Annotated in this window: 20 protein-coding genes; all 20 read right to left on the bottom strand. The window is 38.7% G+C overall.

Features of this window, described 5'->3' with window-relative positions:
• Nucleotides 1-27: 27 nt before the first annotated feature.
• The 20 genes from G457_RS0100675 to pseB all read right to left on the bottom strand — a co-directional run bounded on the left by G457_RS0100675 (nucleotide 28) and on the right by pseB (nucleotide 21,985).
• Nucleotides 28-1,701: a capsule assembly Wzi family protein gene (locus G457_RS0100675; protein ID WP_081701359.1), complete on the bottom strand. Its 1,674-nt coding sequence runs from the start codon at nucleotides 1,699-1,701 to the stop codon at nucleotides 28-30.
• Nucleotides 1,702-1,703: 2 nt separating this feature from the next.
• Nucleotides 1,704-2,510, bottom strand: coding sequence for a glycosyltransferase (locus G457_RS0100670; protein ID WP_026944753.1), 807 nt, complete (start codon nucleotides 2,508-2,510; stop codon nucleotides 1,704-1,706).
• Between the two features lie 3 nt (nucleotides 2,511-2,513).
• Nucleotides 2,514-4,883 (bottom strand): polysaccharide lyase family 8 super-sandwich domain-containing protein, encoded by a 2,370-nt coding sequence (locus G457_RS0100665; RefSeq protein ID WP_026944752.1) that lies wholly within the window; start codon nucleotides 4,881-4,883, stop codon nucleotides 2,514-2,516.
• Entirely contained in the window at nucleotides 4,880-5,776 is an 897-nt protein-coding gene (locus G457_RS22120; protein WP_026944751.1) for a glycosyltransferase family 2 protein, read from the bottom strand. The genes G457_RS0100665 and G457_RS22120 overlap by 4 nt, the downstream gene beginning before the upstream one ends.
• Nucleotides 5,769-6,596, bottom strand: a complete 828-nt coding sequence (locus G457_RS0100655; protein WP_026944750.1) for a glycosyltransferase family 2 protein — start codon at nucleotides 6,594-6,596, stop codon at nucleotides 5,769-5,771. Before G457_RS0100655 ends, G457_RS22120 begins: the two co-directional genes overlap by 8 nt.
• A gap of 2 nt (nucleotides 6,597-6,598) precedes the next feature.
• Entirely contained in the window at nucleotides 6,599-7,786 is a 1,188-nt protein-coding gene (locus G457_RS0100650) for a hypothetical protein (protein ID WP_026944749.1), read from the bottom strand.
• Entirely contained in the window at nucleotides 7,783-8,856 is a 1,074-nt protein-coding gene (locus G457_RS0100645) for a Wzz/FepE/Etk N-terminal domain-containing protein (RefSeq protein ID WP_026944748.1), read from the bottom strand. The genes G457_RS0100650 and G457_RS0100645 overlap by 4 nt, the downstream gene beginning before the upstream one ends.
• Nucleotides 8,857-8,860: 4 nt before the next feature.
• The gene (locus G457_RS0100640; protein ID WP_026944747.1) at nucleotides 8,861-9,718 is read right to left on the bottom strand and encodes a glycosyltransferase; all 858 of its coding nucleotides are present in this window, start codon (nucleotides 9,716-9,718) and stop codon (nucleotides 8,861-8,863) included.
• Between the two features lie 3 nt (nucleotides 9,719-9,721).
• Nucleotides 9,722-10,951, bottom strand: a complete 1,230-nt coding sequence (locus G457_RS0100635; protein WP_155847056.1) for a hypothetical protein — start codon at nucleotides 10,949-10,951, stop codon at nucleotides 9,722-9,724.
• Nucleotides 10,952-11,210: 259 nt separating this feature from the next.
• Nucleotides 11,211-13,247 carry an NAD-dependent epimerase/dehydratase family protein gene (locus tag G457_RS0100630; RefSeq protein ID WP_026944745.1) on the bottom strand — a complete coding sequence of 679 codons (2,037 nt, stop codon included), beginning with the start codon at nucleotides 13,245-13,247 and terminating at the stop codon, nucleotides 11,211-11,213.
• Nucleotides 13,248-14,330 carry a DegT/DnrJ/EryC1/StrS family aminotransferase gene (locus G457_RS0100625; RefSeq protein ID WP_026944744.1) on the bottom strand — a complete coding sequence of 361 codons (1,083 nt, stop codon included), beginning with the start codon at nucleotides 14,328-14,330 and terminating at the stop codon, nucleotides 13,248-13,250.
• Between the two features lie 28 nt (nucleotides 14,331-14,358).
• Nucleotides 14,359-15,357 (bottom strand): pseudaminic acid synthase, encoded by a 999-nt coding sequence (gene pseI, locus G457_RS0100620; RefSeq protein ID WP_026944743.1) that lies wholly within the window; start codon nucleotides 15,355-15,357, stop codon nucleotides 14,359-14,361.
• Nucleotides 15,347-16,342 (bottom strand): hypothetical protein, encoded by a 996-nt coding sequence (locus tag G457_RS0100615; RefSeq protein ID WP_026944742.1) that lies wholly within the window; start codon nucleotides 16,340-16,342, stop codon nucleotides 15,347-15,349. The genes pseI and G457_RS0100615 overlap by 11 nt, the downstream gene beginning before the upstream one ends.
• Complete coding sequence (locus G457_RS0100610) at nucleotides 16,339-16,998, bottom strand: PglD-related sugar-binding protein (RefSeq protein WP_026944741.1); 660 nt, start codon at nucleotides 16,996-16,998, stop codon at nucleotides 16,339-16,341. The genes G457_RS0100615 and G457_RS0100610 overlap by 4 nt, the downstream gene beginning before the upstream one ends.
• Entirely contained in the window at nucleotides 16,995-17,897 is a 903-nt protein-coding gene (locus tag G457_RS0100605) for an HpcH/HpaI aldolase/citrate lyase family protein (RefSeq protein WP_026944740.1), read from the bottom strand. Before G457_RS0100605 ends, G457_RS0100610 begins: the two co-directional genes overlap by 4 nt.
• Nucleotides 17,894-18,355 carry a MaoC family dehydratase gene (locus G457_RS0100600; RefSeq protein WP_026944739.1) on the bottom strand — a complete coding sequence of 154 codons (462 nt, stop codon included), beginning with the start codon at nucleotides 18,353-18,355 and terminating at the stop codon, nucleotides 17,894-17,896. Before G457_RS0100600 ends, G457_RS0100605 begins: the two co-directional genes overlap by 4 nt.
• Nucleotides 18,342-19,154: an HpcH/HpaI aldolase/citrate lyase family protein gene (locus G457_RS0100595; RefSeq protein WP_026944738.1), complete on the bottom strand. Its 813-nt coding sequence runs from the start codon at nucleotides 19,152-19,154 to the stop codon at nucleotides 18,342-18,344. The genes G457_RS0100600 and G457_RS0100595 overlap by 14 nt, the downstream gene beginning before the upstream one ends.
• On the bottom strand, nucleotides 19,151-19,828 hold the full coding sequence (gene pseF / locus G457_RS0100590; RefSeq protein WP_026944737.1) for a pseudaminic acid cytidylyltransferase: 678 nt from the start codon (nucleotides 19,826-19,828) through the stop codon (nucleotides 19,151-19,153). The genes G457_RS0100595 and pseF overlap by 4 nt, the downstream gene beginning before the upstream one ends.
• Nucleotides 19,821-20,975 carry a UDP-4-amino-4,6-dideoxy-N-acetyl-beta-L-altrosamine transaminase gene (gene pseC / locus G457_RS0100585; RefSeq protein WP_026944736.1) on the bottom strand — a complete coding sequence of 385 codons (1,155 nt, stop codon included), beginning with the start codon at nucleotides 20,973-20,975 and terminating at the stop codon, nucleotides 19,821-19,823. The genes pseF and pseC overlap by 8 nt, the downstream gene beginning before the upstream one ends.
• Nucleotides 20,975-21,985: a UDP-N-acetylglucosamine 4,6-dehydratase (inverting) gene (pseB, locus tag G457_RS0100580; protein ID WP_026944735.1), complete on the bottom strand. Its 1,011-nt coding sequence runs from the start codon at nucleotides 21,983-21,985 to the stop codon at nucleotides 20,975-20,977. The genes pseC and pseB overlap by 1 nt, the downstream gene beginning before the upstream one ends.
• Nucleotides 21,986-21,988: the final 3 nt, after the last annotated feature.

Genomic DNA, 21,988 nt, shown 5'->3' with positions numbered 1-21,988 from the left:
CTTGAAAAAAAACCTCTACTTCCAATTTCAATTCCCAAACCGATAGAGAAGATTTAGATTAAAATAAAGTGCTAAATCAAGCTCATTTTGTGGAAAATCCCGACTACTTGATAAATTTGATTGCCATTGATAATTATAGCTGGAGATAAGTTGAATTTTAGTCCCCAAAGTCAATTTTTCGAAAGATTGATCCCACAATAAACCGATACTGTAGTCAATCCATGGCTGTCTCCCAGAACTTCTACCAAACGCACGGTAGAAGAAATCCTGATGATTTGCAAGACGTTCTAAAAGGATTCCCCGCTTATTGAGTTTAGAGACTTTTGATACTTCAAAGCTCATTACATTCGATCCCACTCCGGCCCCTACTCCCAAAGCTTCCCCTCTATTCACAAAGCCTCGTGCAAGCCCGTGCGTATGCCAAGTCTGATTACCTATTAGGCCAGGATACCGAATGTATCGATTGACAGATTCCTGCTGGTGGGTGTATTCTCCTCTTATTTGAAGGAAATCATCCCCTTTGTTTAAGGAAATTAATTTTTGAAAGCCTATCAAATATGCTCGGGCATGTTCGGGATTAAGAATAAACTCCCGCCAATTAAAAGCGTGATCTCTACGCCCATATTCTCCATAAATTTCAAATTTGGCAGAGGGAACCAAGTATCTAAAAGAAACTACAACTTGCTGATCCTGACCTTTGCTATCATAGCTAACGGAATTACCATTTGAAAACAAGCCTTCTTTTTGAAATACTTCAAAAATCGGAAACCAATCTAAAAACTTGTCTCCTTTAAGACTATTGTATTGTTGAAAGGTCCTACTAAAACCAAAAAACAGATTTGGGAGAAATATGGGGTTATAACTGATTGAAATCCCATTTAAATAACGCCAATCCCCATCAAATTCTTTGAAGTATCGTTGATTCAAAAAATCAATTTGTGTAGGTGGCTGCAAACTATTTTCCAGACGCCCCACGATCAATTGACCTTCAAAATTCCCAAGAAAGGTTTTTGCTGGCCTTTTGGTCTCTAGCGTAATATGCGGAAAACCTTCTGCATTATCGCTAAATGTCAGTGAATTGAATTGCCCTGGTCCCCACCAAATATTTTCGGTTGAAATCCCAATAGCGAAGGCGCCAAAATTCAATTTTGCTGAAGATTGTCCCCACCATAGCCGATTATTTGGGCTAGTCCCAAATCGCTCAGGGTTATCTCCATTATTCCAATAAAAGAACCTTGATTGTAGAACTGGGGTAGAAAAATCACTCCCAAAGCCTACAAATGGCCTGTTTTGTCCAAAAACAAACTCCGGCTGCAATTGCAATTCAAAAAATCCAAGTTTTGCAAATATCCCTGTACTTAGATATGTCTGAAACCCAACATTGGGTAGCATCCCTTTATTACCCCAACCGTAAGGCCTCTTGGAATTGTAGGTATTTCGAGAAATTAAAGGAAGAGTTAATAAACTTATTTTCGTGTCTTCTTCGATGATTTGGAGAAATAGATCGTCCTCCAAATCCTTTTTTAATTCTGGCAACCTCAATGGACGAACCATAAAGGAATGCATACCACCTAGCTCTCCAGCCAACTGTTGCCTCCGATAATACTCTTCATAAATCGGAAGGCCAACATTGAGCTGTTGACTAAATGAGTTCAAGAAAAGAATGAGCCAAGACCCAACAAAAAGGAGACCTTTTTTCAAATTTATTTCCTCAAAAAGGTATTATAAACAAACAAGGTGAACCAACGAGGCATAATACGTATAGGAAATCGAAGAAGAAATCGAACCAGTGAATTGAATGGTATTAGTCCTTCTCGATATGCAAATAGAAAAAACCTTGCTTCATTTAAGCCATATTGTAAGCCCTGTCTACGGCCCAGCATATCTTTTCCTAGTCGAAAATCAAGCAGAGAATCTTGAAGATTATGAAATCTCTTTCCCGCCTTAATCAATCTAAACCATAAGTAATAATCCTCAAATAAGATCATTGATTGATAAGATCCTACCTCCAAAATGGCCGATTTTCTAAAGAAAACAGTAGGGTGATTAAAAGGGCATCTTTTAAATGCAAATCGAATAATATCCTCGTGTTTTTCTGGAACGTTTTTCTTTCTACTCAGGTCACCGGGTACTTCTATAAACTCGGTAATATTTGCCCCAATCAAGTCTACATCAGGATTTGCTTTTACAAAAGCCACCTGCTTTTCAAAGCGCTCTGGATGACAGATATCATCTGTATCCATTCTTGCTACCCATTCAAAAGAACAGTGCTTTAGTCCCTCATTTAAGGCATAACCTAAGCTCTTGTTTTCAGGTAAGACAACGAGCTTCAACGGCAATAAATCCTGAAAGCTAATGATCATTTGATCTAACTCAGGAGTCAAAGGACCATCTTTGACTAAAATGATCTCATCTGCTTGAAGAGTCTGATCGACCAGACTTTGAAAAGCTAATTGCAGATTTTCGGGTTTTTCTCGAAAATAGATCGAGATAAGGACAGAAAATTTCAAAAGTTATTGTTGGGATTTTAAAGGTATGTCAAAACGGAAAGTTGAACCAAAGTCTAGTGGATTTTTGGTTTCGGTATTTCCTGATATTTGAATTCCCGATTGCGAATTCTGAACTTTTATCGGTTGTGACAGGACTGAAGGCGAAGATATATTAATTGGACCAAAATTATCAATTGTAATCAAGAAGTCCTGACCAATACTTCCCCTTTTCTCCATTTGGGTGATATTAAGGTTTAAATTTTCATCTTTGAATTGGAAGGCTCCTCCAATAAGCCCTGAAACAGAAAATTTATAATCAGAAATAGTAAACTCAGATTTAGCAGCTTTTCTGAAGTTGACAAACCAAGCAGAGGAATCATGGACAAGCGAAAACTTAGATCCTGAATACGTAAACTGCTCAATTCCCAAAGATGGGAAATCTACTGCACCCTCATTGTATAATTGAATAAATTCCTCCTTACTAATCTCTGGGATCATCATATAAAAATAAGAGTCGTTGTACATTGTTGCATTTTCAGCATGCTTGACACTGATCGTCAAAAGCGGTATTTCATTATTTTCAGGCTTATTTCGTTGATCTAGCTGCTCCCATTTCGTATTTGTTTGCTTGGCGACCAAACTTACTTGAATATCTTTTTCCTCCACAGGAAAAATAATGTAGCCAGTGTCGTCATTCCAAACTCCAATGGGAATATCTGCTTCCATATGCTTTTCAAAGCCCAAGCCAAGTGATAACTTTTCGCTCCCATTTAAAAACAATGCATTTTCATGAAGAGATTCTTGGGTTACAGTGGTATGGACTTCATCTTTATTTTCATACTTTAATCCAAACCCCCAGAAAAACACGACATCTTGGAGCAAAAGATATGACTTCACCATCTCCAATTCATAGCTTCCACTCTTTCTGCGCAAGTTGCCTGCTAAAAGAGCGCCTTTTTCTGTATTCAAGACACCTGCATAGCTGGAAAAACCTGAATAGTTTTTACCATAAGGCACTGCAGGTAGTGGATAGTCGATAAGAGCTGCTGTAGTTCCAGGTACTTTACGCCAATCCCAGGCACCCTTCACTTCATCAAAGCCAGGCTTATAATGGATAAAACTTCCGTCAGAACTGAAAAAGTTTTGCATCCCATTTCTTTGACCTTGATCACCGCTTTCCTGACCTGATGTTCTATCAGATACTAATCTGACGGAGGCTGTATATTTGGGCAGATCTGCTATTAGAAAATCTGAGCTGTAAAAACTATGGAATCCAGTATTTTTCTTGAAATCCAGATCTGATAGGACTCGATCTATTGCGATTCTTTCAGCAGAACCCTCTGAAAAAAAGCTTCTCAGTAGTTTAGCTCTGCTTTCAGGAAATTTGATCCAAGTTGACTTCACCTGGTTATGTCGCCCAAGCGCCTGTTGGACCAGTTGATTATTTTCGAGGAAAAAGGGATAAATACCTTTTTCTAAAAACCCAGCAAGTAGTTTCAATTGATCCTTTTCCAAAGCCCACTTGGAATCTTTTACATAGTAGGCATAAGCAACAAAATCGTTAAACCAATCTAGTCCATAACCAAGATTGTACATTTGACCTCCTCCATAATTATGCTGATGCAAAGCAAAATCAGGCATTAAAGCGATCGGATGGCTTTGCCCGGTATTGATATGAAATTGAATCTGATTCTCAGCAATTTTTGAGACAGACCCCATCAAATCCTCACGGTCCAATGCAGCCGAAATAGCAGTCATAGCATAAAGCCTATAGCCTACATTTCCCATCCTCTGAACATCCTCATTCAAGTCATCTCCTAAATTGAGAAAACGATCCTCCGCTTTTCCAAAATTCCAGGTGTAACGGAGATAATTAGCCGATTCTTCTTGAATTCTCTTAATCCTTGGAGCATATTTTGGATCGGCTAAATCCGCTTTCATGGTATCATAAAGTAGGATCAAAATGGTGCCCAGATACCTTGGTTGATCTAGGGCACTATCCGTCCACCGGAATTGTGGTTTATCAATCACCCACCAGGCCAAAGTCTTGTACAATCGCTCTTTAATCTCATTGATCTCGACAGGTTCCTTCCCCTCAGACTGCATTCTCAAAAAATAAAATACCTCTTGAAGTAAATCCTTTTTAATATCCGCTGAGGTAGGTCGGGGATTAGTTCTAAAAAAAGCCCCATTCGAGTCATTGATTTTCTTTTTGAAGGTTTGGTAAGACCAATTCTTATCCTCATATCGAAGCACAGATTTATAAGCTCCCATTTCAGTCAGCCTTTTTCTGACACTGGCCAAGTCTTGTGCTGAGAGAAAATTAAAAACAAACAATAGGATAAAAGTTAAACTAAGCCTTGCCTTGCCTATTGATATTTCTTGGAATTTCATTTCAAATAATAAGTTACAAATTTCTGGACCAAGTCTGTCCCCAAATTGAATTGAGTGGTAAAATTGAGTCCTCCTGTAAAAAAAAGTCTTAGAAACAGCTTCCAATCTTTGTTCCAAAGTGCCACTTTGGCTAATTCTGTTATCTCATACTGCTTCATCTCCTGTTGGGCTTTTTCAGGAAAAGTTTCGAATAGGTTATTGAATTTTAAATTGAAGAGATTTTGAAACTTTTTGAAGTTTTCCACCGCAGGAATATTGGCACGATCATCTATGTTCAAACGAACCAAAATCTGATCATCCACATGCAGGCTCTCCTCCACTAATAACCTTATCATCAATTCAATGTCTTGCTTCCGGCGAAAAGTCTCGTCATACCCATCTACTTTTTCCAGTAGCGATTTGGAAATCATGAGGGTTGATCCCGAAGCGAAATTAATTTTACCCAAAGCGAAAGGAATTAAATAACTATCCATCTCAGGTATTTTGGCTGAGGTCCGAACCTTTTTACCGTTTTTGAAGGAGTCAAATCTACAAACGGTCATTTTTAAACCAGTCCTTTCCAATGATTGTACTTGAGCTTTGAGCTTTTCCGGATAAAACTCATCATCATTATCCAAGAAACAAATGAATTCTCCACTCGCGGATTTCCACCCGATATTTCTAGCAGCTGACCCTCCCCTATTTTCCTCTTGTATGTGGTAGTGAATCCTAGGATCATCTCTATATTCATTTAATAAGGTTTGGGTTTGAACTTGAGAAACACTGCCAACCCCATTGTCATCTACTACAATCAATTCCCAATCTTGAAAAGATTGACTAAGCACACTTTGGATAGACTTTTGAAGAAATTCTGGCCTTCCATAGCTAGGAATAATGACTGAAACTTTAGCCAATTTTTAGGTTTTTAAACTTCCTGACACCTAAGTGAAGCTGCTTTAAGTAGGAAAAAAAAGACCTAGTCTTCTTATACTTCCCGTAATTTTTGATTGCTGAGTAGAAAAAAAAGACTTGGGATATTTTAGGGCCGTAAATTCTGTAGGAGCGCCCACCTACCAATTGTAAAGCTTGATCAGAAAACATATTTACCCGTCTTTTTCCAGAAGTCTCAAAAGGGTGGCTGACAATGGCGACGGGGCAATAGAATATTCTTTTTCCTGATCTGATACAATCAGCTAAAAACGCTGTTTCTTCTCCTGAGGGAAACTCGGCCCCTAAACCAAGTCGCTCATCAAATCGGACTTGATCCAAGACCTCCATTTTTCCAGCGATCTCTATAGATGAAATCCTATCGATTGATTTTAATGAAACCGGATGACTTTTAAGAGGATAATTCTTAAATGGATGATTCTCTTCTTTTGACTTTACTTGAAAACATAAAAGATCAGCTTCAGAGTGAGTCGCAAAAGCATTTTCTATTTGATTTTCAAATCCATCTAAGAAATCAACATCCTCATCAGCAATCAAAAAATATCCGTCTGCCTGGTATTCTTTCGCGATTTTGATACAGTTGTTTCTGTTTCTAGAAAGCCCTTTCCCTTCCAATCGGGATAGCTTGACATCAGACCTATTCGCTAGGTCTGTTGGGACTGGGAGTGAAGCAATATTTTCGCCTTGCCAAGAAATAAAATAATTCACTGTATCCTTTGGCTCGGGTAGACTACTTGCTAGTCCATTTATACCCGATTGAAAAGCACAAACCAAGACATTAATCATAACTATAACCTGGCTATGATTGCAGAGGCCCAAAAGCACCCTACCTCCCAAGGGTCAGCCAAACTAAGTCCAACTATAAAGAAAGGAATGAATATATATAAAACCTTGGAGCCGGATTGAATTCCTATAAAATACCAATATGCAAAGTAAATAAGGGTGCCTATCAGTCCTAACTCACCTAGTAAAATAGCCAAATGAATATGAGCATACCCCCCTGACATATAAGAATATAAATACCCTCCAACTTCATACCCGAGTCCAAAGAGGGCAGTAGGCAAATCCTGCTCAAAGAATCCAGATAGTCCCTCCAGAATTTGGATTTTGGTTATGAAGCTTCCATCTGTAAATGCAACATTATCCTGAATAATAAAAAGTGTAAGGATGGAGGCCATCACACAGATGATGGCAAAAACCCATTTTGGAACGAAAGACCTTGAGTCCCAAAAATTAAATGCTAGCCAGAGTCCTGTAACAAAAATTGCTGCCCTACTCAGAGTGAAGAAAATCAATAGTAAAAATATTGCGGAGACAAGATTTCTTCTCAAGTAGGATCTATAATCAACGAACAAGTGCAAGGCAAAAAAGATGAGTAGGAAAGCTCCCACATAATTAGAGTCAAAAAACATGACGCTAGACATCTTAAAAAAATAAAAGGTATCCAAAGAGAGTCCTTGTTGGGCCCCAGTATAGATTTCTATCAAATAATCTGTGCTTTCAGAATTCAGATCTAAGGTCGGCATCAAATATCTGAGTGAAGTCTCAAGAGAGACAACTATCAATACAAGTCCAATGATAAACTTCACCAAGGTTTGGATCTGGTCTTTGGATAGATCTGTAGCGAGATAGTTGGTCAAAAAATATCCTGCTAGGATATAAACAAAGTGAAATTGGTTTCTCAAAAATGGCCCTAAACTTTCCATGGAATCAACCCAATACAAATGGGCCAAACTGAAATAGAGCAGGAAAATGCTAAGGAAGAAAAGCGTTGCTTTGGATAATCGAGAGGGTCGGAAAGGTTCGAAAAACTGTGCGAAAAACCAGAAAAGTGTGAGAAGCATCAATACCCGAAAGGGTACAAATCGATTAGCTCCTCCAAATAAAAAATCAAATCTTAGAACAATAGAAGATGAAAGAATATAGAGACTTGCTAGTTTGAGGTTCTCTATAGACTTGGCAGAAAGCCTTATCACTTTTGCTTAGGTATTTTGATCAATACAAATAAAGCTGCTGTCAATACACCCAAGGAGCCCATCAAGAAGAGTACCAGCATTGTTTGAGGCTTGCTTTTGATGGCAGGAATGGACACAGGCTCTATTTCTGCAAAAATTGGGGTCTCTTCATTAAGCTTTATTTTCGCTTGCTCAAGCTGGCTATTTACAGTAAAATATAAAGACTTGGACAGCTCATATTGAGATGATAAATTCTCCAATTGATTTTGTAAATAAGGACTTCTTATATCGAGATTTTTCTCCTTGAAGCTAGCTAACCGCGACTGATCTTCTAAAAATTTTTGTTCGAGTTCCTTATTCCTAGCTGTCAGAAAATCAACCTGTTGAATTTGTTTATCCTGACGATATTTGGTCACATAAGAAACAAGATAATTCTTTGTGAATTCAGTGAGATAAGCAGACAATACGGGATTAGTGGTTTGAACACTCACCCGAATGATACCCGTACTTTTATCGACTGTAACTGATACAATTTCTTTTATCGCATTCAGGTATTTGAAATCACCGACTGTAGGCCTGTAAAATCCCTTTTCCTTTTTGACTTTATCAAGAATTGTCGAGGGAGGATTTTCTTCCTCATTTCCAATATTTCTTACAGCTGAAATTATTTCACCTGGTAACCCAATGGTATATTTCTTCAAAACAGACCATGGATTAGTTGGAGCGTAATTCTGACCATAAGACATTAAATTCACACTATCCTTGAAATCTGGATGATAAAAAGTATAATCTACAAATTCACGAACAAATGGTGTGCTTTGAACTATACTTGGATATAATGAAGGCCTGATAGCATCCGACCCCGAAGCGCCCAGTGAAAATGATCCCAATCCAGGAATTGAAGAAGCAATTTGCCCCAAACCACCCAAGCTCGAAGAGCTTTTTGACTCAGGAAGTAAAAGCGTTTCAGCCCGATAAGACTTTGGGGTAAATATGATATAAATAACTCCAAGCACAGCGAAAGCAATAATTATCGCAAGTGCTTGAAATTTATTCCGTTCTAAGTGTTTTAAAAACAGATTAAAATCCATAAGATCAAGTTGGTTTTACTAGAACTTTCATCTTCAAATACATGATGCTCAGGTAATTCTTTACTTTGAAAATAAAAAGAAGTCTTCGAGTACTACTTTTTGGGAGTTTTTTGGAAAGATTGGAATAATATTCCTGAATAAGGTACCTGTTTTTTATAATATTTTTAATACCACGGTTTTCGCCTTGATATACCCCGTTTGCATGAATACGGTAGGTAGCCCAAAGGCCTTTCATAAAGCGGATTTTCCCTTTCATCTTCAAAAAAACAATTAAGGTCAAATCACCTGAGGGAAATCTCAACAATTCTTTCGGGTAAAAAGGCGGAGTATTTCGCATCATAATGGAACAAGAAGGATATACTCCACCCGATTCATGAAAAATTTTGAAAAGATCAAGATCAAAATCCTCTTTAACTTTTTCAAATTTTGTTTCGACTCTTGAATTCAATGACTCATCAAAAAAATGAGCGCCATGAACACAAGCTACATAGTCAGGATTATTCTCTAAGAAATCCACCTGCTTCTGTAATTTATATGGGTCTGTCCAAAAATCATCCCCTTCACACATGGCAATATACTTTCCTTGTGCTCTTGGGAAATTATACGTTGCAGACAAGGCTCTTGTACCCTGGGACCATAAATTCTTTTCTTGAAAAATGGGTTTGATCAAATCAGGATATTTCTTTTGATAATCTAAAATAATTTGAACGGTATCATCTGTCGAAGCGTCATCATGGATCAAAATCTCAAAAGGAAAATCTGTTTTTTGAATCAAGAACCCGTCAAGAGCTTCCTTCAAAAATTTTCCGTGGTTATAGGTAAGACAGCTAATACTTACCAAAGGGATATCTGAATCTACCATATACTATAAAGCCTTTAAGGGCAATTCTGATAGGAGGCTTTCAAATAGAAAACTTAATGCCTCAAGGCTTTTTGTAGAGCTCTGATTTTTGCCTTTTGGTTTTTTCATTACTTGTTCAATAGCGAGTAAAAGTGACTGGTCATTTTCTTGGGGAAGAAGCTTTACCAAATCCTTTTTGATGTAGCTTGAGTAGTAGTTGATGGATTCGTCATCTATAAGAATTGGTGTATTTCCCATAGAAATACTTTCAAATATAGAACTGGAATTCCTGGAAATATGAACATCACAATTTTTTAACAAAAACGGTAATTGTAGCCGATTCGCTTCATCTAAATTGAAATTTGTCAGGCCATTTTTCTCAAACATTTCTCTTACCTCCTCCTTTGCTAAGGAAATAGCAGGGTGAAGTCTAACCCACCATTCAAATCGATCCTGTGAGTTTCTCATGGCATCGAGGATGAAATGCTCCGGGCGATTAACCGTCAGAGTGTAAAGGATTACTTTTTTTGGAGAAAGACTTTCTTGTGACAATGTCGGAATAATAAAATCAAGCCAAGGGTTTCCACCTACCAAAACTCTGTGCTTGTTTTGCCCTTGTATCCACTGATTCATAGCTTCTTTCACAGGCTCATCCCAAACCCAGAAAAAGTCAGGGAAGGTGTTGTATCCCTCTTTTGGATAATCCCCAAACCTGCTGTAAATGAGATTCTCGGGATCGGACGGGAACCCATGTCCGATATCTATTGATTTCACATCGGCTTTTGAAGCAGCAAAAAGCATGGCAAACATTTGCTCATTAAAAAAAGTCAAGCAAAAAGCCATCTTTGGCTGGTATTTCGAAAAAAGTTGCTCAAAACGAAAAGATTCCCGATAAATCTTTTCAATCTTGTGAGCCATGATATCGGCCATATCCTTAGGTACTCCGAGTCTTGAGAGCGAATCAAAAAAACCTACAAACCTTGAGTCATTTTTTAGCCCCTTGATTCTACTTTCATCGTAAGCCCCTGGTTCATACCCATCAATAAATTCTATTTCATCACTTATTTGCTTATACTCAGACCTGAACTTATTGCCGGTAGAATACTCTACTTCGATTGATCTTAGATGAAATTTATTTTCAATTATTTGAGTCAATGGGAAAAAAAACTTATTAATAAAACGACCCTTAAAAGTGGTTCTAAAATACCAAGAGCCAAAAAACATGGCATGTGCTGGAGTAGGATCTGCTTTCATGCTTTTTGAAACACGCTTTTCGGTCTGAGCTAAATCTTTATTCCTAAATGCTAGTTTAACTTTTAGCTTCCTCAAAAAAGACCGTACTCGTTTTCTTTTTGATTTTCTAAGCCAATCAAGCTTCACCGCATTTTGTCGAGAGTTCAATTCATTTCTACACTCTACAAAAACCAAGGATCTAAGAATTGGCCAAATATCCATCCCCTGATATTTCCAATCAGAAAGGTCATGGTCTCTTTCAAAAGAAAGAATGTTGTCTTTAATTTCTTTTAGATGAAACACTACTGGAAATGGTGGTTGAATTAAAAAATTGAAAAAGAGAGTCGATAGTATCCCTCATGGTGTGAACCGGTCTCCATTGGAATTGAGATTGGAACTTGCTGCTATCTAGCCTACCGACACTTGAAAAGTCATTTTTAAAGTCTTCAATTATTATATTGGATGAAGCTTTTTCAGCAATCCAATCGGCAATCTCAGATAAAGAACAAACAGAAGTAGCTCCGATATTATAAAGTTCATCGAGTTGATCAGGATCCTTTTGAAGAATACTTACAATAGCTCTTGAAGCATCTCTGACGTCTAGCCTTTCTACCAATATCTGGCCATTGAAAAGCTGTATTTTTGCCTCACTCTCAGCCTGCAATACCATTTTGGACAGGACATCAACCGGTTCCAATCCTGGCTGACCTCCGCAAAGGGTTCCCAACCTAAGTGATACTGTTTTGAGCTGCGGGTAAATCCTATTCAAATTCTGTAGAATCACTTCAGTGGAATACTTTGCTTGCCCATAGACACCTAAAGGTGCCACGGGACTCAACTCTGTCCAATGCTCCCCACTCTCTTTACCATAGACACTTTGGGAAGAAATATTTATAATCAAAGGAACATGATGAGCAGCCAATTTTAAAAAGAGCGTACTTGTCAGCTCAAGACTTTCAGCAATAGCCTGATTGCCTTGATAGGGTCTAGCAAATGCTACATGCAATCCGATATCTATGGTTCCAAGATCAAAATCACCCTGATCAAGACTCTCAAAATCAATACATTTATAAACTAGTCCTCCGAACAACCGTTCTAGTTTCTTTTTATCTCGACCTAGTAGAATAAGGTCAAAATTATTTTGGTCGAGAAGATTCTTTACCAGACTTTGTCCCAAATACCCTGATGCTCCGGTAATAAGAACTCGCTTTCGAGGAGAAAATCTATCCTTATTTATAGCTGAAAAAATCTCTGTGATTTTATCATTTTTTGAAAGCCCCATTACCCGGTCAGCCGTCTGACGAATACCAAATCTGCGAGGATTAAATTCAAGAAAAGAAGGCTGATCTCCGATATTCAACCAACTTTTAATGCATGCTTCGACTTCATTAAAGCCCATTAACGCTCGTAAACCCGTGATCCCTGTAAAACGGGGATTCATTTCAAAAACTTTGAGGCCTCTTTTTGTCATTCTTCCCTGAATATTCAGAGGACCTACCAAACCGCGATTAAGAAACTCGGGAAGCAATCGGTCCACCGTCTCCCAAATCAAAGGGTCTTCATAGGGCAAAATTTCAATCGGAATTCCACTACTTAGTTTATTATAGGTAGCCATCTTTCCCAAGAGCTCCCCATTTTTACCAATGACCAATTGAATGGAAATTTCTGCAACTTGAGGGTTTCTATTTTTTGAAATTTCAGAGATAAAAAAATCATAATTTGGATCTCCCTCTACCGGAACGGCCAACTCCTGAAGGATATGATTTTCGGTAATTAGATGAAAATCTTCCTCACTTTGGATTATTTCTACCCCTTTAGAGGCAAAACCACTTCTAGGTTTAGCAATCAAAGGAAAGCTAACTTCCCCTTCAGCTATGGCATCTAGTACTGTTTCTTTCTGAAAACACTTTACAAAAACATCTGCGATTGGATTTAGCTCCAAACTCATCCGTTCTTTATCCCTACACAAGGCAATCATGTCTTCAGAGGCAGCAAGAGTTTTGATACCTGACTTCTCAAATTTGGTTTTATTTTGAGAGTAAATATGAGCCTCATCATCTCTCCCCGGGATGAGAAAATCGATCTTATGCTCAATACATTTTTTTATCAGTTCATCGACAAAATCTGAAGCATAAATCGTAGGGGTATAATCCATTGCATCGCATGCATAGGCACCGTAGGCAAATGGGTTTGTCCCCAAGCCTACTGTTTTGAATGGAAGATTAGAAAGTCTACATGAATTGATTACTGACTCCCCTACGCCACTTCCTATACAGCTTATTCCAATAGTATATTGCTTGCTATGGCTATTAATCATTTAATTTTCGTGTGCTCTTAAAATTATTCTGCAAATCAAATCAACCTCCTCTATAGCCAAGTCAAAATACAGGGGAAGACAAAGAACCCTTTTGGCCGTTTCCTCTGTAATAGGCATTTCAGAATTTTCTAAATATGGTAAAATACTGGATAGGGAGGGATAGAAATACCTTCTGGTAAATATTTCGCGCAGTTTCAATTGATTAGCGCATTTGAGCATGGTCTCTTCCGAATCGAAAACGACAGGAAAATAGGATGCATTATTGGAAGCATTTTCATGCCATTTGGGATATTTAATTTTCAGACCCTTCAATTTTTGACGATAACGATCCGAAAGCATCGTACGCTGCTCAAGGATTGAGTCGAAGAAGTCTAAATTTGCCAAACCCATTGCAGCATGAAATTCCGAGTTCTTTCCATTGATTCCCAATTCGGAAAAATTAGATGGTCCATCAAAACCAAAATTTCTCATTCGCTCCATTTTTTTTACCAGATTGGGATCTTTGGTAAAAATCAATCCTCCTTCAATAGAATGGTAAAGTTTTGTTGCATGAAGGCTACAAACCGAAATATCCCCATAATCAAATATTGACTTACCATTGATCTTCACACCAAATGCATGAGCCCCATCATAAATAACTTTCAAGTTATGTCGTTGAGCAATTTTTTCAATTCTCTCCACATCACAAGGGTTACCATAGACATGAGTGGCTAGAATTGCAGTGGTATTTTCATTGATGGCGGCCTCGATTTTATCTGGATCAATATTCAATGAATCCGGATCAATATCTACGAATACCGGCTTACAGCCTTCCCAAACAATACTACTGGTGGTTGCTACAAATGAAAAAGGTGTGGTAATAATCTCCCCCTTTAATCCCAAAGCTTTGATAGCAATCTGAAGGGCAATGGTTCCGTTGGTAACGAATAATGCATATTTTAAATTTTCTCGCTCTCTAATTCGAATCTCTAATTCGCTAGCCAAAGGCCCCATATTTGTAAGCCATTGCCTTTTCCAAATACCTTTCAGATACGAGTCATAGACTTCCTGAGGAGGCAAAAATGGTTTTGTTACTGGTATCATAAGATTCTGATATCTACCAAAATTAAAATCACGACAGGGTTAAAGGCTCACCTTTTTTGAAATCCCTGGTAGCATGAGTTCCTAAAACTTCATGAAAATGCTTCGGATGCAAACCGTACCCAGGTCGAATACTTCTAATATTGCTTTCTGTAAATTTTTCACCCTTTTTGATGTCTGCTGTCACAAAAAGGGATCTTCTCCTTATTTTACTTTTTTCGCTGACTTTATAGCTCACCTTTCCTAATGCAGCCTCAGCCTCTCGAACTGACCGAACCATGAATGCAAATTCCTCAGGTTCCATTGAAAATGCAGAATCCGGTCCCCCTAGGGAGCGATCAAGGATAAAATGCTTTTCAACAACTTCAGCACCAAGTGCTACTGCCACAACGGGAACTGTACTTCCCATAGTATGATCCGATACACCAACTTTCACACCAAAAGTCTCCCGAAGATTGGGAATAGTTCTCAAATTAGCCATTTCAAAGGGGGCAGGATATTCTGAGGTGCATTTCAATAATGTAATATCCTCATTTCCTTCATCCCTACAGGCTTTAACAGCAAGCTCTATATCTGCAAGTTCGGCAACTCCAGTAGAGATGATCATCGGCTTACCTTTAGAAGCAGTATAACTAATCAATGGAATATCAGAGATTTCCAAAGATGCGATTTTATACCGCTCTACTTTTACTTCATTTTCCAAAAAGTCAACTCCTTCACGGTCAAAAGGAGAACTAAAAAAATCAAGACCTAGGGATTCAGCAACTTGCTTCAGTTTGGGCTGCCAATCATAGGGCATACTTGCCTCTTGAAACAATTCATAGGGCGTGCGACCTTGCCAGAGCCCTTGCTTCAAAGGTCCGAAATATTCATTATTCACATTTAAAGTCAGCGAATCAGCAGTATATGTTTGGATTTTTACGGCATCAGCTCCTGAACTTGCCATTGCTTCAATGGTCTTGACTGCGAGATCAAAATCATTGTTGTGATTCGCAGAAAGCTCAGCTATGATATAGGTTTTATTTTGCATTGAAGTTGCTTTCTATAATATCTGCCACTCGGCTTACTCCTTTTAGATCCACCACAGCTCGTGCTTTTTTACTGTAAAGTTTTCTCACCTCTTCCTTGCGCATTTTATTAATGGCTGATTGAAGCGATGCTTTGGTCAATTGATCATATAGCCCCAAATGAAGGATTGATTCCGTTTGGTCGGCAAGGTATTGGGCTGCTTCTGAAGTACTAGGCTGATGACCTACCGAGATAATAGGGATTCCCAAAGCCATCATTTCGTATGTAGAAACACCAAAAGCACAAATCACAAGATCACTAGTAGTAATGATGGAATAATCAAAAGGAATAAATCTTCGATACACACTTGATTTGGGCATACTCCCTTTATGTAAATAGCTTTCACCAACAAAAAAATCAAACTTTATACCATCTAAACTTTCAAGGTTTTCTACCAATTTATAAACACCAGACAAAATATTTCTGGGGTCACTTCCTCCGGTTACTACTCCTATCTTGGTTATTTCTGAGCTGATCTCAATGGGCTCAAGAGCGTAAAGTGACTCATTAAAGGTAAAATATGAAAGACCTTGAAAGACCTTGGTTGAGTCCCCAAAGTCTTGGAAAAAACCACTATTCTGGTGAATGGAAGGCAAAATGTAAACATCGGCAAAGACCTTAGCCTCAGTTAGATTTTGGTACATGCAAATAGGAACGTATTTTTTTATCCATTCGGATTCTTCTAAGCTATAGTTTATGTTTCCATCAACATACAATAGATCATAACCTCCATCCTTCAAAAAATCAATTTCATTGTTTCCTTTATGGAGAACTGATACGGTATGAGGAAAACCAGAATCAATTTTTTCCTTCCAAAAATCTGATTCTTTACACACAAAATCAATAAGATGACCTCTGTGCTTCAGCGCATTTGCTAATGATACCGATCTTGCAAAATGCCCTAGACCTATCCCCTCTCCTGCATCTACCCTTAAAAGAATTTTCATTCAGCTACACTCCCAATCTGCCGAGCCGGATTTCCGACCATTTTTGCGTAATCTGGAACATCTTTCAGCACTACTGTACCGATTCCCGTCACAGACCACTTACCTAAAGACACAAACTCTAGAGTAGTAGCATTTGTTCCTAAATATGCCCCTTCCTTCAAATGGACATCCGCTCCTATGCAAGCATTATTTGCCACATAACTATAATCATCTAATCGCGCTCCGTGTCCCACAAGAGCTTGGGCAAATATCTGCACGTGATTTCCGATATGGGTATTCGGACCTACTGACACGAAGGGCTGAATACATGTTCCGTGACCAATTTTAGCGTATTTAGATATGACTGCGGTTGGATGAATTAGTGTAGCAAAGCGATCCTGAGGAATCTGAAGATCATGAAGCTTTCCGAGAAATTTATAATTGAGCTTTACCGAAATCAAAGAATAGAAAAAATACACATCTGGATCTTTCAAAAACCTGGAAACTGTTTCTGCGTCTATTTTGCCAAGAACTGGATAGCCATTGATTGGGTCTGTTTCTCGATCATTCAGGAAGCCAAGTAAGTTCCAAGTGGGATTTTTTTCATTAATATCTTCGACAGTTGACTGTACAACAGTTCCGTTTCCAAATCCCCCGATAATTATTAATTTTTTCACTTTGAGTTTTTCTTTTCAATGAGCATTTTCTTCTTTAGGACCTTTTGTGCTGCTAAAATCATTGGCGGCCCGATAAATTTCCCATTGATCATGGCCACTCCATTTCCTTGACTTTTGGCTTGATCTGCCAACTTTAACATCTCTTCAGCATCTTTTATCTCCTTGGCTGAAGGAGAAAAATACCGATGAACCAACTCAAGTTCTTTCGGATTTAATACCATCATCCCTTCAAAGCCCAGATTCTTGGCAACCTTTAGGTTTTGTTCAAGCTCTTCCAAATCATGAACATTAACATGAACCGTATCGATTGGAAGGATACCATGTGCCTTTGCAGCCATAGCGATTATGGCCCTTGGAGTAAATAAACTTTGGCCTTCTTCATCATGGATCCCTCCTAAATCTGCAATAAAGTCTTCACAGCCATAGGCAATTGCAATCACCCGGTCGGAAGCCTGACAAATCTCCTGTGCATTAAGAACGGCAGCAGCTGTTTCTATTAGTGGAATAATCTTGAAAGTACCCACCGGGATACCTTTTTCGTATTCAATAGTCTCCAGGAGCTTATCAAAAAAATAAACATCTTCTCCTTTTTTTGATTTGGGATACATGAAACCATGAATTCCTTCTATTGTCAATTCATAAGCATCTCGAAGTAACTCTCCGCTTTCGCGGTCATTAACTCGGGGAAAAACCAAAAAGTCTGCAAATTTCCCTTCAGAAACCCAGTTCTTGATATTTTCCCTGGCGATGACCTTGTTTTCGGCAGGCTGGACGGAATCTTCTAAATCCAACAAAAGCACGTCTGCAGATCGGTTGATGGCACTTTCCAGTAACTTTTCCCGATGCGCTGGAACAAACATCAAACTTCGCATCAAATGGGCTTGAATAAAATCCTTCATGGTTGAGCCTTTTTTACCAAAACTGTCCTAGTAAATTTCAAGACGTCTGTTCCATCTTGATTAAAGGCGATCGTTTCTACTTTGATAAGGCCAGAGTCCTTTCGGGATTTAGATTCCCTTTTTTCAAGGATCATCGTCTTGGCATAAATTGTATCACCTATAAAAACGGGGTGAAGATGATTCACTGACTCATAGTTCAGATTTGCTATCGCTTTACCACTGATATCCGGAACTGTAATTCCGACTACTAAGCTAAATACTAAGGTGCCTACGACAAGAATTTGACCATGATGTTGCTTGGATGCGTAATCTGCATTGAGATGGACCGGGTGGTGGTTCATCGTCAATAAACTGAAGAGATTATTATCACTCTCGAAGATGGTTTTAGAAAGAGAATGCTCGATTACATCCCCCACCTGAAAACTTTCGAAAAAACTGCCAAGCTTAGAGGCCTCCATAGTTGCTAGATTTTAAAATTAAGTCTATCCTGTTCAAATGGGGTAATTCAACAACCTTTCCATCAATATTTGCCACAGAAAAATTTTGAACACCACCTATTTCATCCATGTATTCCTTGACTTTTAGCGCAAACTGCAAGTCAGCATCATTGAACTTCCAATGCTTTTGGAATAAATCCAACTGCCATGGATGAATCAAAAACTTCCCATCAAAGCCTTTATCCTTTCCATCCACACACTCAGCGGTGAATGCATTTTCATCATCAATATTCATGGAAGCGATATCAATTACAAACTTTTGAAATGCTTTGGAGTGGTTCAATACGCTCAGTCTAGCCCAATTCACATTTTCGAAATCATGCTTCATTCCCACAGCTTGGCAGTAATCATGACTCCCAAAACCCAGGCCCTCTACCATATCATGTGAAGCTATCTCTCTAAGATTTACAATAGCAAGAGGGCTTTCGCAGAGTACCATTAAAGATAAATTTTTGGCAGCGATATTGGTTGACTTGGAAATAAACCCGTCTATTTGGTCTCTTGATTCAATTTTTGCCAGCAAAAACTTGCCAAACCCTCTAGTGTATAGTTCCTTAAGGTGCTCTTTTCTGATGGTAGTAGGAATCCTTGCCCACCAATTTTCCCTGACTGAATAGTCCTTAAGGTTCTGGATTGCATCTTCTATAGGAATATTTCCCAGTGCATCCTCAAGATCAATTACTATATCGGAAGCCGGGATGGAGGAAGCCTTTGGTAAAAGCTTTTTATTGCCCGCTGGAACAAAAAAGAAGGACTTCATATCTGCCTTAAATTTTTAAACTTCCACTCGGCCATTTCCCAGTCCTCAAGGGTATCAATATCCTGAGCATATTTTTCTGAAATGACTATTGCTCCTCTTTTGCCTTTTTTCATTCCAGATTCGGCCCTGAACCAATAAAACTGTCCGGCATCGTGATATGCTTTCTCAAGATCCTGGGAACGATGGTTTGAAAATTCCGAGAAGAAAAAATCTACCTCGCCTCCTTCTGTTATTCGAAATGAACGCTGAATAGGATAAGAAAAAGGAACTATTGGCCTTACACTATCGAAATTAGAATTTTCTAGCAATCGGCGAGCTTCTAGCAAATCTGAATTCTGAGTCAATGGAGATGTAGGAAGAAGACAGCATATGAATTCAAAAGTTCTACCAGCTGTTAAATATGTTTCAAGGACTTCTTCTACCACTTCTGCCAATGGGGAAAAGTCATCTGATTTTTCCTTACTTCTTAAAAAAGGAACAGTCGCCCCAAAATCCTCAGCAACTTTGGCAATCTCCAAATCATCGGTAGATACCATAACCTCCTCAAACAATCCTGAATCTAACGCGGTCTGAATACTGTATGCTATGATTGGTTTTCCTAGAAATTCACGGATGTTTTTTCTGGGAATCCGCTTACTTCCTCCTCTAGCTGGAATGATACAAAGATCACCCATTATAAAAACCATCAATTTTATCCATCACAAAACGTTGCTCTTCATCCGAGAGTGAGGGAAACATCGGAATACTAATGCATTGACTGTAGTACTTTTCAGCATTTGGCAGGTCTCCTTCTTTCCATCCAAACTGTCTATAGTAAGGCATGAGATGTGCCGGGATATAGTGTATTTGAGCAAAAATCTCTAAATCTCTTAAATACTTATGAAGTTCCTTACGCTGTTTTACCTCAAGGATATAAAGATGATATGCATGTCCTTCTATCACCCCTGACTGTCCCAAAACATAAGACTTATTCTTGAAAAAATCGAAATAGCGATTTGCTAATTCCCTCCTTCGACTTAAGCCCTCTTCTGCCCTTGAGAGCTGACTCCTTCCAAGCGCTGCCTGCATATCTGTAAGACGGTAATTATATCCCAACTCTTGCATTTCGTAGTACCAGAGAGAGTCATCGTATATTCGATTTGAAGGATCTTGTTGGATACCGTGCGTCCTTAGGTTTAAGATTTTTTGATAAAGCTCTTCATTATTGGTTGTAATCATTCCTCCTTCACCAGCTGCGATATGCTTGACCGGATGAAAAGAAAAAATAGCTAAATCTGCATATTGACCAGACCCTGACATTACCTGTTTTTGATCACTATCCAAAAAAAAGCCTCCGGGTGAGTGACAGGCATCCTCAATAATCCAACAACCAAATTCATCAGCTAATTGCCGATATGCTTGCATATCAACTACCCTTCCTGCAAAATTCACAGGAATTATTCCTTTAATTTCCCGTCGAACATCAGCCTCAAGAATTTCTCTCACATGCTTAATATCGAGTAGGTAGGTCTCAGGATCAATATCCCCAAATATCACTTCTCCCCCGCAGTAACGAACGCAGTTGGCAGAAGCCACAAAGGTAATGGGGGTTGTAATGACCTTATCTCCTGGCTTGACATTCAAAGCGATAGCATTCAGGTGTAAGGCAGCTGTACCATTTGATACAGCTACTGCGTACTTTGCGCCTACATAGTCTGCAAAAGCTTGCTCAAATTCAGCGATTTTTGGACCTTGAGTGAGGTAGTCGGATTTCAGAGTATCTACTACCGCCTGAATGTCATCCTCTGTGATGTGTTGTCTTCCGTATGGAATTTTATTCATTAAATGCCGAAATTAGGGTCTACATGTTCCTTTATTAATGCTCTTAAGCTTTGGACACTTTCCCAGTCCGAGTTTGTTTCTGAATTATATGCAAACCCTTCAGGGACCTTCTTTGCTCCAAATTTCTGAATAAAGTCATTCACTTTCCATTTCGGAGTAGTAGGTAGAATCGTGAAATACTTTCCCAGATCATAAGTATAAAATGAATCAGAAGGCGTTATCATTTCCTCATGTACTTTTTCGCCGGGCCGAATCCCAACAATTCGCTGCTCACACTCTGGACCAATCGCCTCGGCCACATCAATTATTCTATAAGAAGGGATTTTAGGAACGAAAATTTCGCCTCCCCAAGCATGTTCTAAAGCATGCATGACCATTTCCACTCCTCCCTGCAGAGAAATATTAAACCGGGTCATCTTTGGATCTGTAATAGGAAGCACGCCTTCTTTCTTTTTATTGATAAAAAATGGAATGACGGAGCCGTTGGACCCCATTACATTTCCATACCTTACCACACTAAATCGAATAGGATTCCAGCCTTTAATATTATTAGCTGCTACGAAAAGCTTGTCTGACGCCAATTTGGTAGCTCCATAAAGATTAATCGGAGCGCAAGCTTTATCTGTTGATAGAGCTACGACACGTTCCACATTCGTTTCCAAACATGCATCAATTACATTCCTGGCACCGTCAATATTAGTTTTCACACATTCCTCTGGATTATATTCAGCGATGTGAACATGTTTCATGGCCGCTGCATGAATCACGTAGTCCACATCCTTCAAGGCTCTTTTTAGCCTGTCTTTGTCTCGAACATCTCCTATAAAAAATCGAATCTGTCGATAATCCTCATGAGGATATTCTAGGGACATTTGATACTGTTTTTGTTCATCCCTAGAAAAAATAATCAACTTTCTTACATCAGGATATTTCTTTAGAATATGCTCAGTAAGTGCTTTACCTAGAGAGCCAGTACCCCCTGTTATTAATATGGATTTTCCTGCTAACATTTA

It is taken from the genome of Algoriphagus marincola DSM 16067 (genome assembly GCF_000429405.1).
GTDB classification, from domain to species: Bacteria; Bacteroidota; Bacteroidia; order Cytophagales; family Cyclobacteriaceae; genus Algoriphagus; species Algoriphagus marincola.
The sequence above is the reverse complement of the archived record's forward strand: the minus strand, read 5'-3'. Positions and strand labels throughout refer to the sequence as shown.

Coding starts and splice junctions, on each gene's coding strand:
- G457_RS0100665 (WP_026944752.1), bottom strand. CDS start 4,883: ATGAAATTCCAAGAAATATCAATAGGCAAGGCAAGGCTTAGTTTAACT.
- G457_RS0100655 (WP_026944750.1), bottom strand. CDS start 6,596: ATGATTAATGTCTTGGTTTGTGCTTTTCAATCGGGTATAAATGGACTA.
- G457_RS0100645 (WP_026944748.1), bottom strand. CDS start 8,856: ATGGATTTTAATCTGTTTTTAAAACACTTAGAACGGAATAAATTTCAA.
- G457_RS0100640 (WP_026944747.1), bottom strand. CDS start 9,718: ATGGTAGATTCAGATATCCCTTTGGTAAGTATTAGCTGTCTTACCTAT.
- G457_RS0100635 (WP_155847056.1), bottom strand. CDS start 10,951: ATGAAAGCAGATCCTACTCCAGCACATGCCATGTTTTTTGGCTCTTGG.
- G457_RS0100630 (WP_026944745.1), bottom strand. CDS start 13,247: ATGATTAATAGCCATAGCAAGCAATATACTATTGGAATAAGCTGTATA.
- G457_RS0100625 (WP_026944744.1), bottom strand. CDS start 14,330: ATGATACCAGTAACAAAACCATTTTTGCCTCCTCAGGAAGTCTATGAC.
- pseI (WP_026944743.1), bottom strand. CDS start 15,357: ATGCAAAATAAAACCTATATCATAGCTGAGCTTTCTGCGAATCACAAC.
- G457_RS0100615 (WP_026944742.1), bottom strand. CDS start 16,342: ATGAAAATTCTTTTAAGGGTAGATGCAGGAGAGGGGATAGGTCTAGGG.
- G457_RS0100605 (WP_026944740.1), bottom strand. CDS start 17,897: ATGAAGGATTTTATTCAAGCCCATTTGATGCGAAGTTTGATGTTTGTT.
- G457_RS0100600 (WP_026944739.1), bottom strand. CDS start 18,355: ATGGAGGCCTCTAAGCTTGGCAGTTTTTTCGAAAGTTTTCAGGTGGGG.
- G457_RS0100595 (WP_026944738.1), bottom strand. CDS start 19,154: ATGAAGTCCTTCTTTTTTGTTCCAGCGGGCAATAAAAAGCTTTTACCA.
- pseF (WP_026944737.1), bottom strand. CDS start 19,828: ATGGGTGATCTTTGTATCATTCCAGCTAGAGGAGGAAGTAAGCGGATT.
- pseC (WP_026944736.1), bottom strand. CDS start 20,975: ATGAATAAAATTCCATACGGAAGACAACACATCACAGAGGATGACATT.
- pseB (WP_026944735.1), bottom strand. CDS start 21,985: ATGTTAGCAGGAAAATCCATATTAATAACAGGGGGTACTGGCTCTCTA.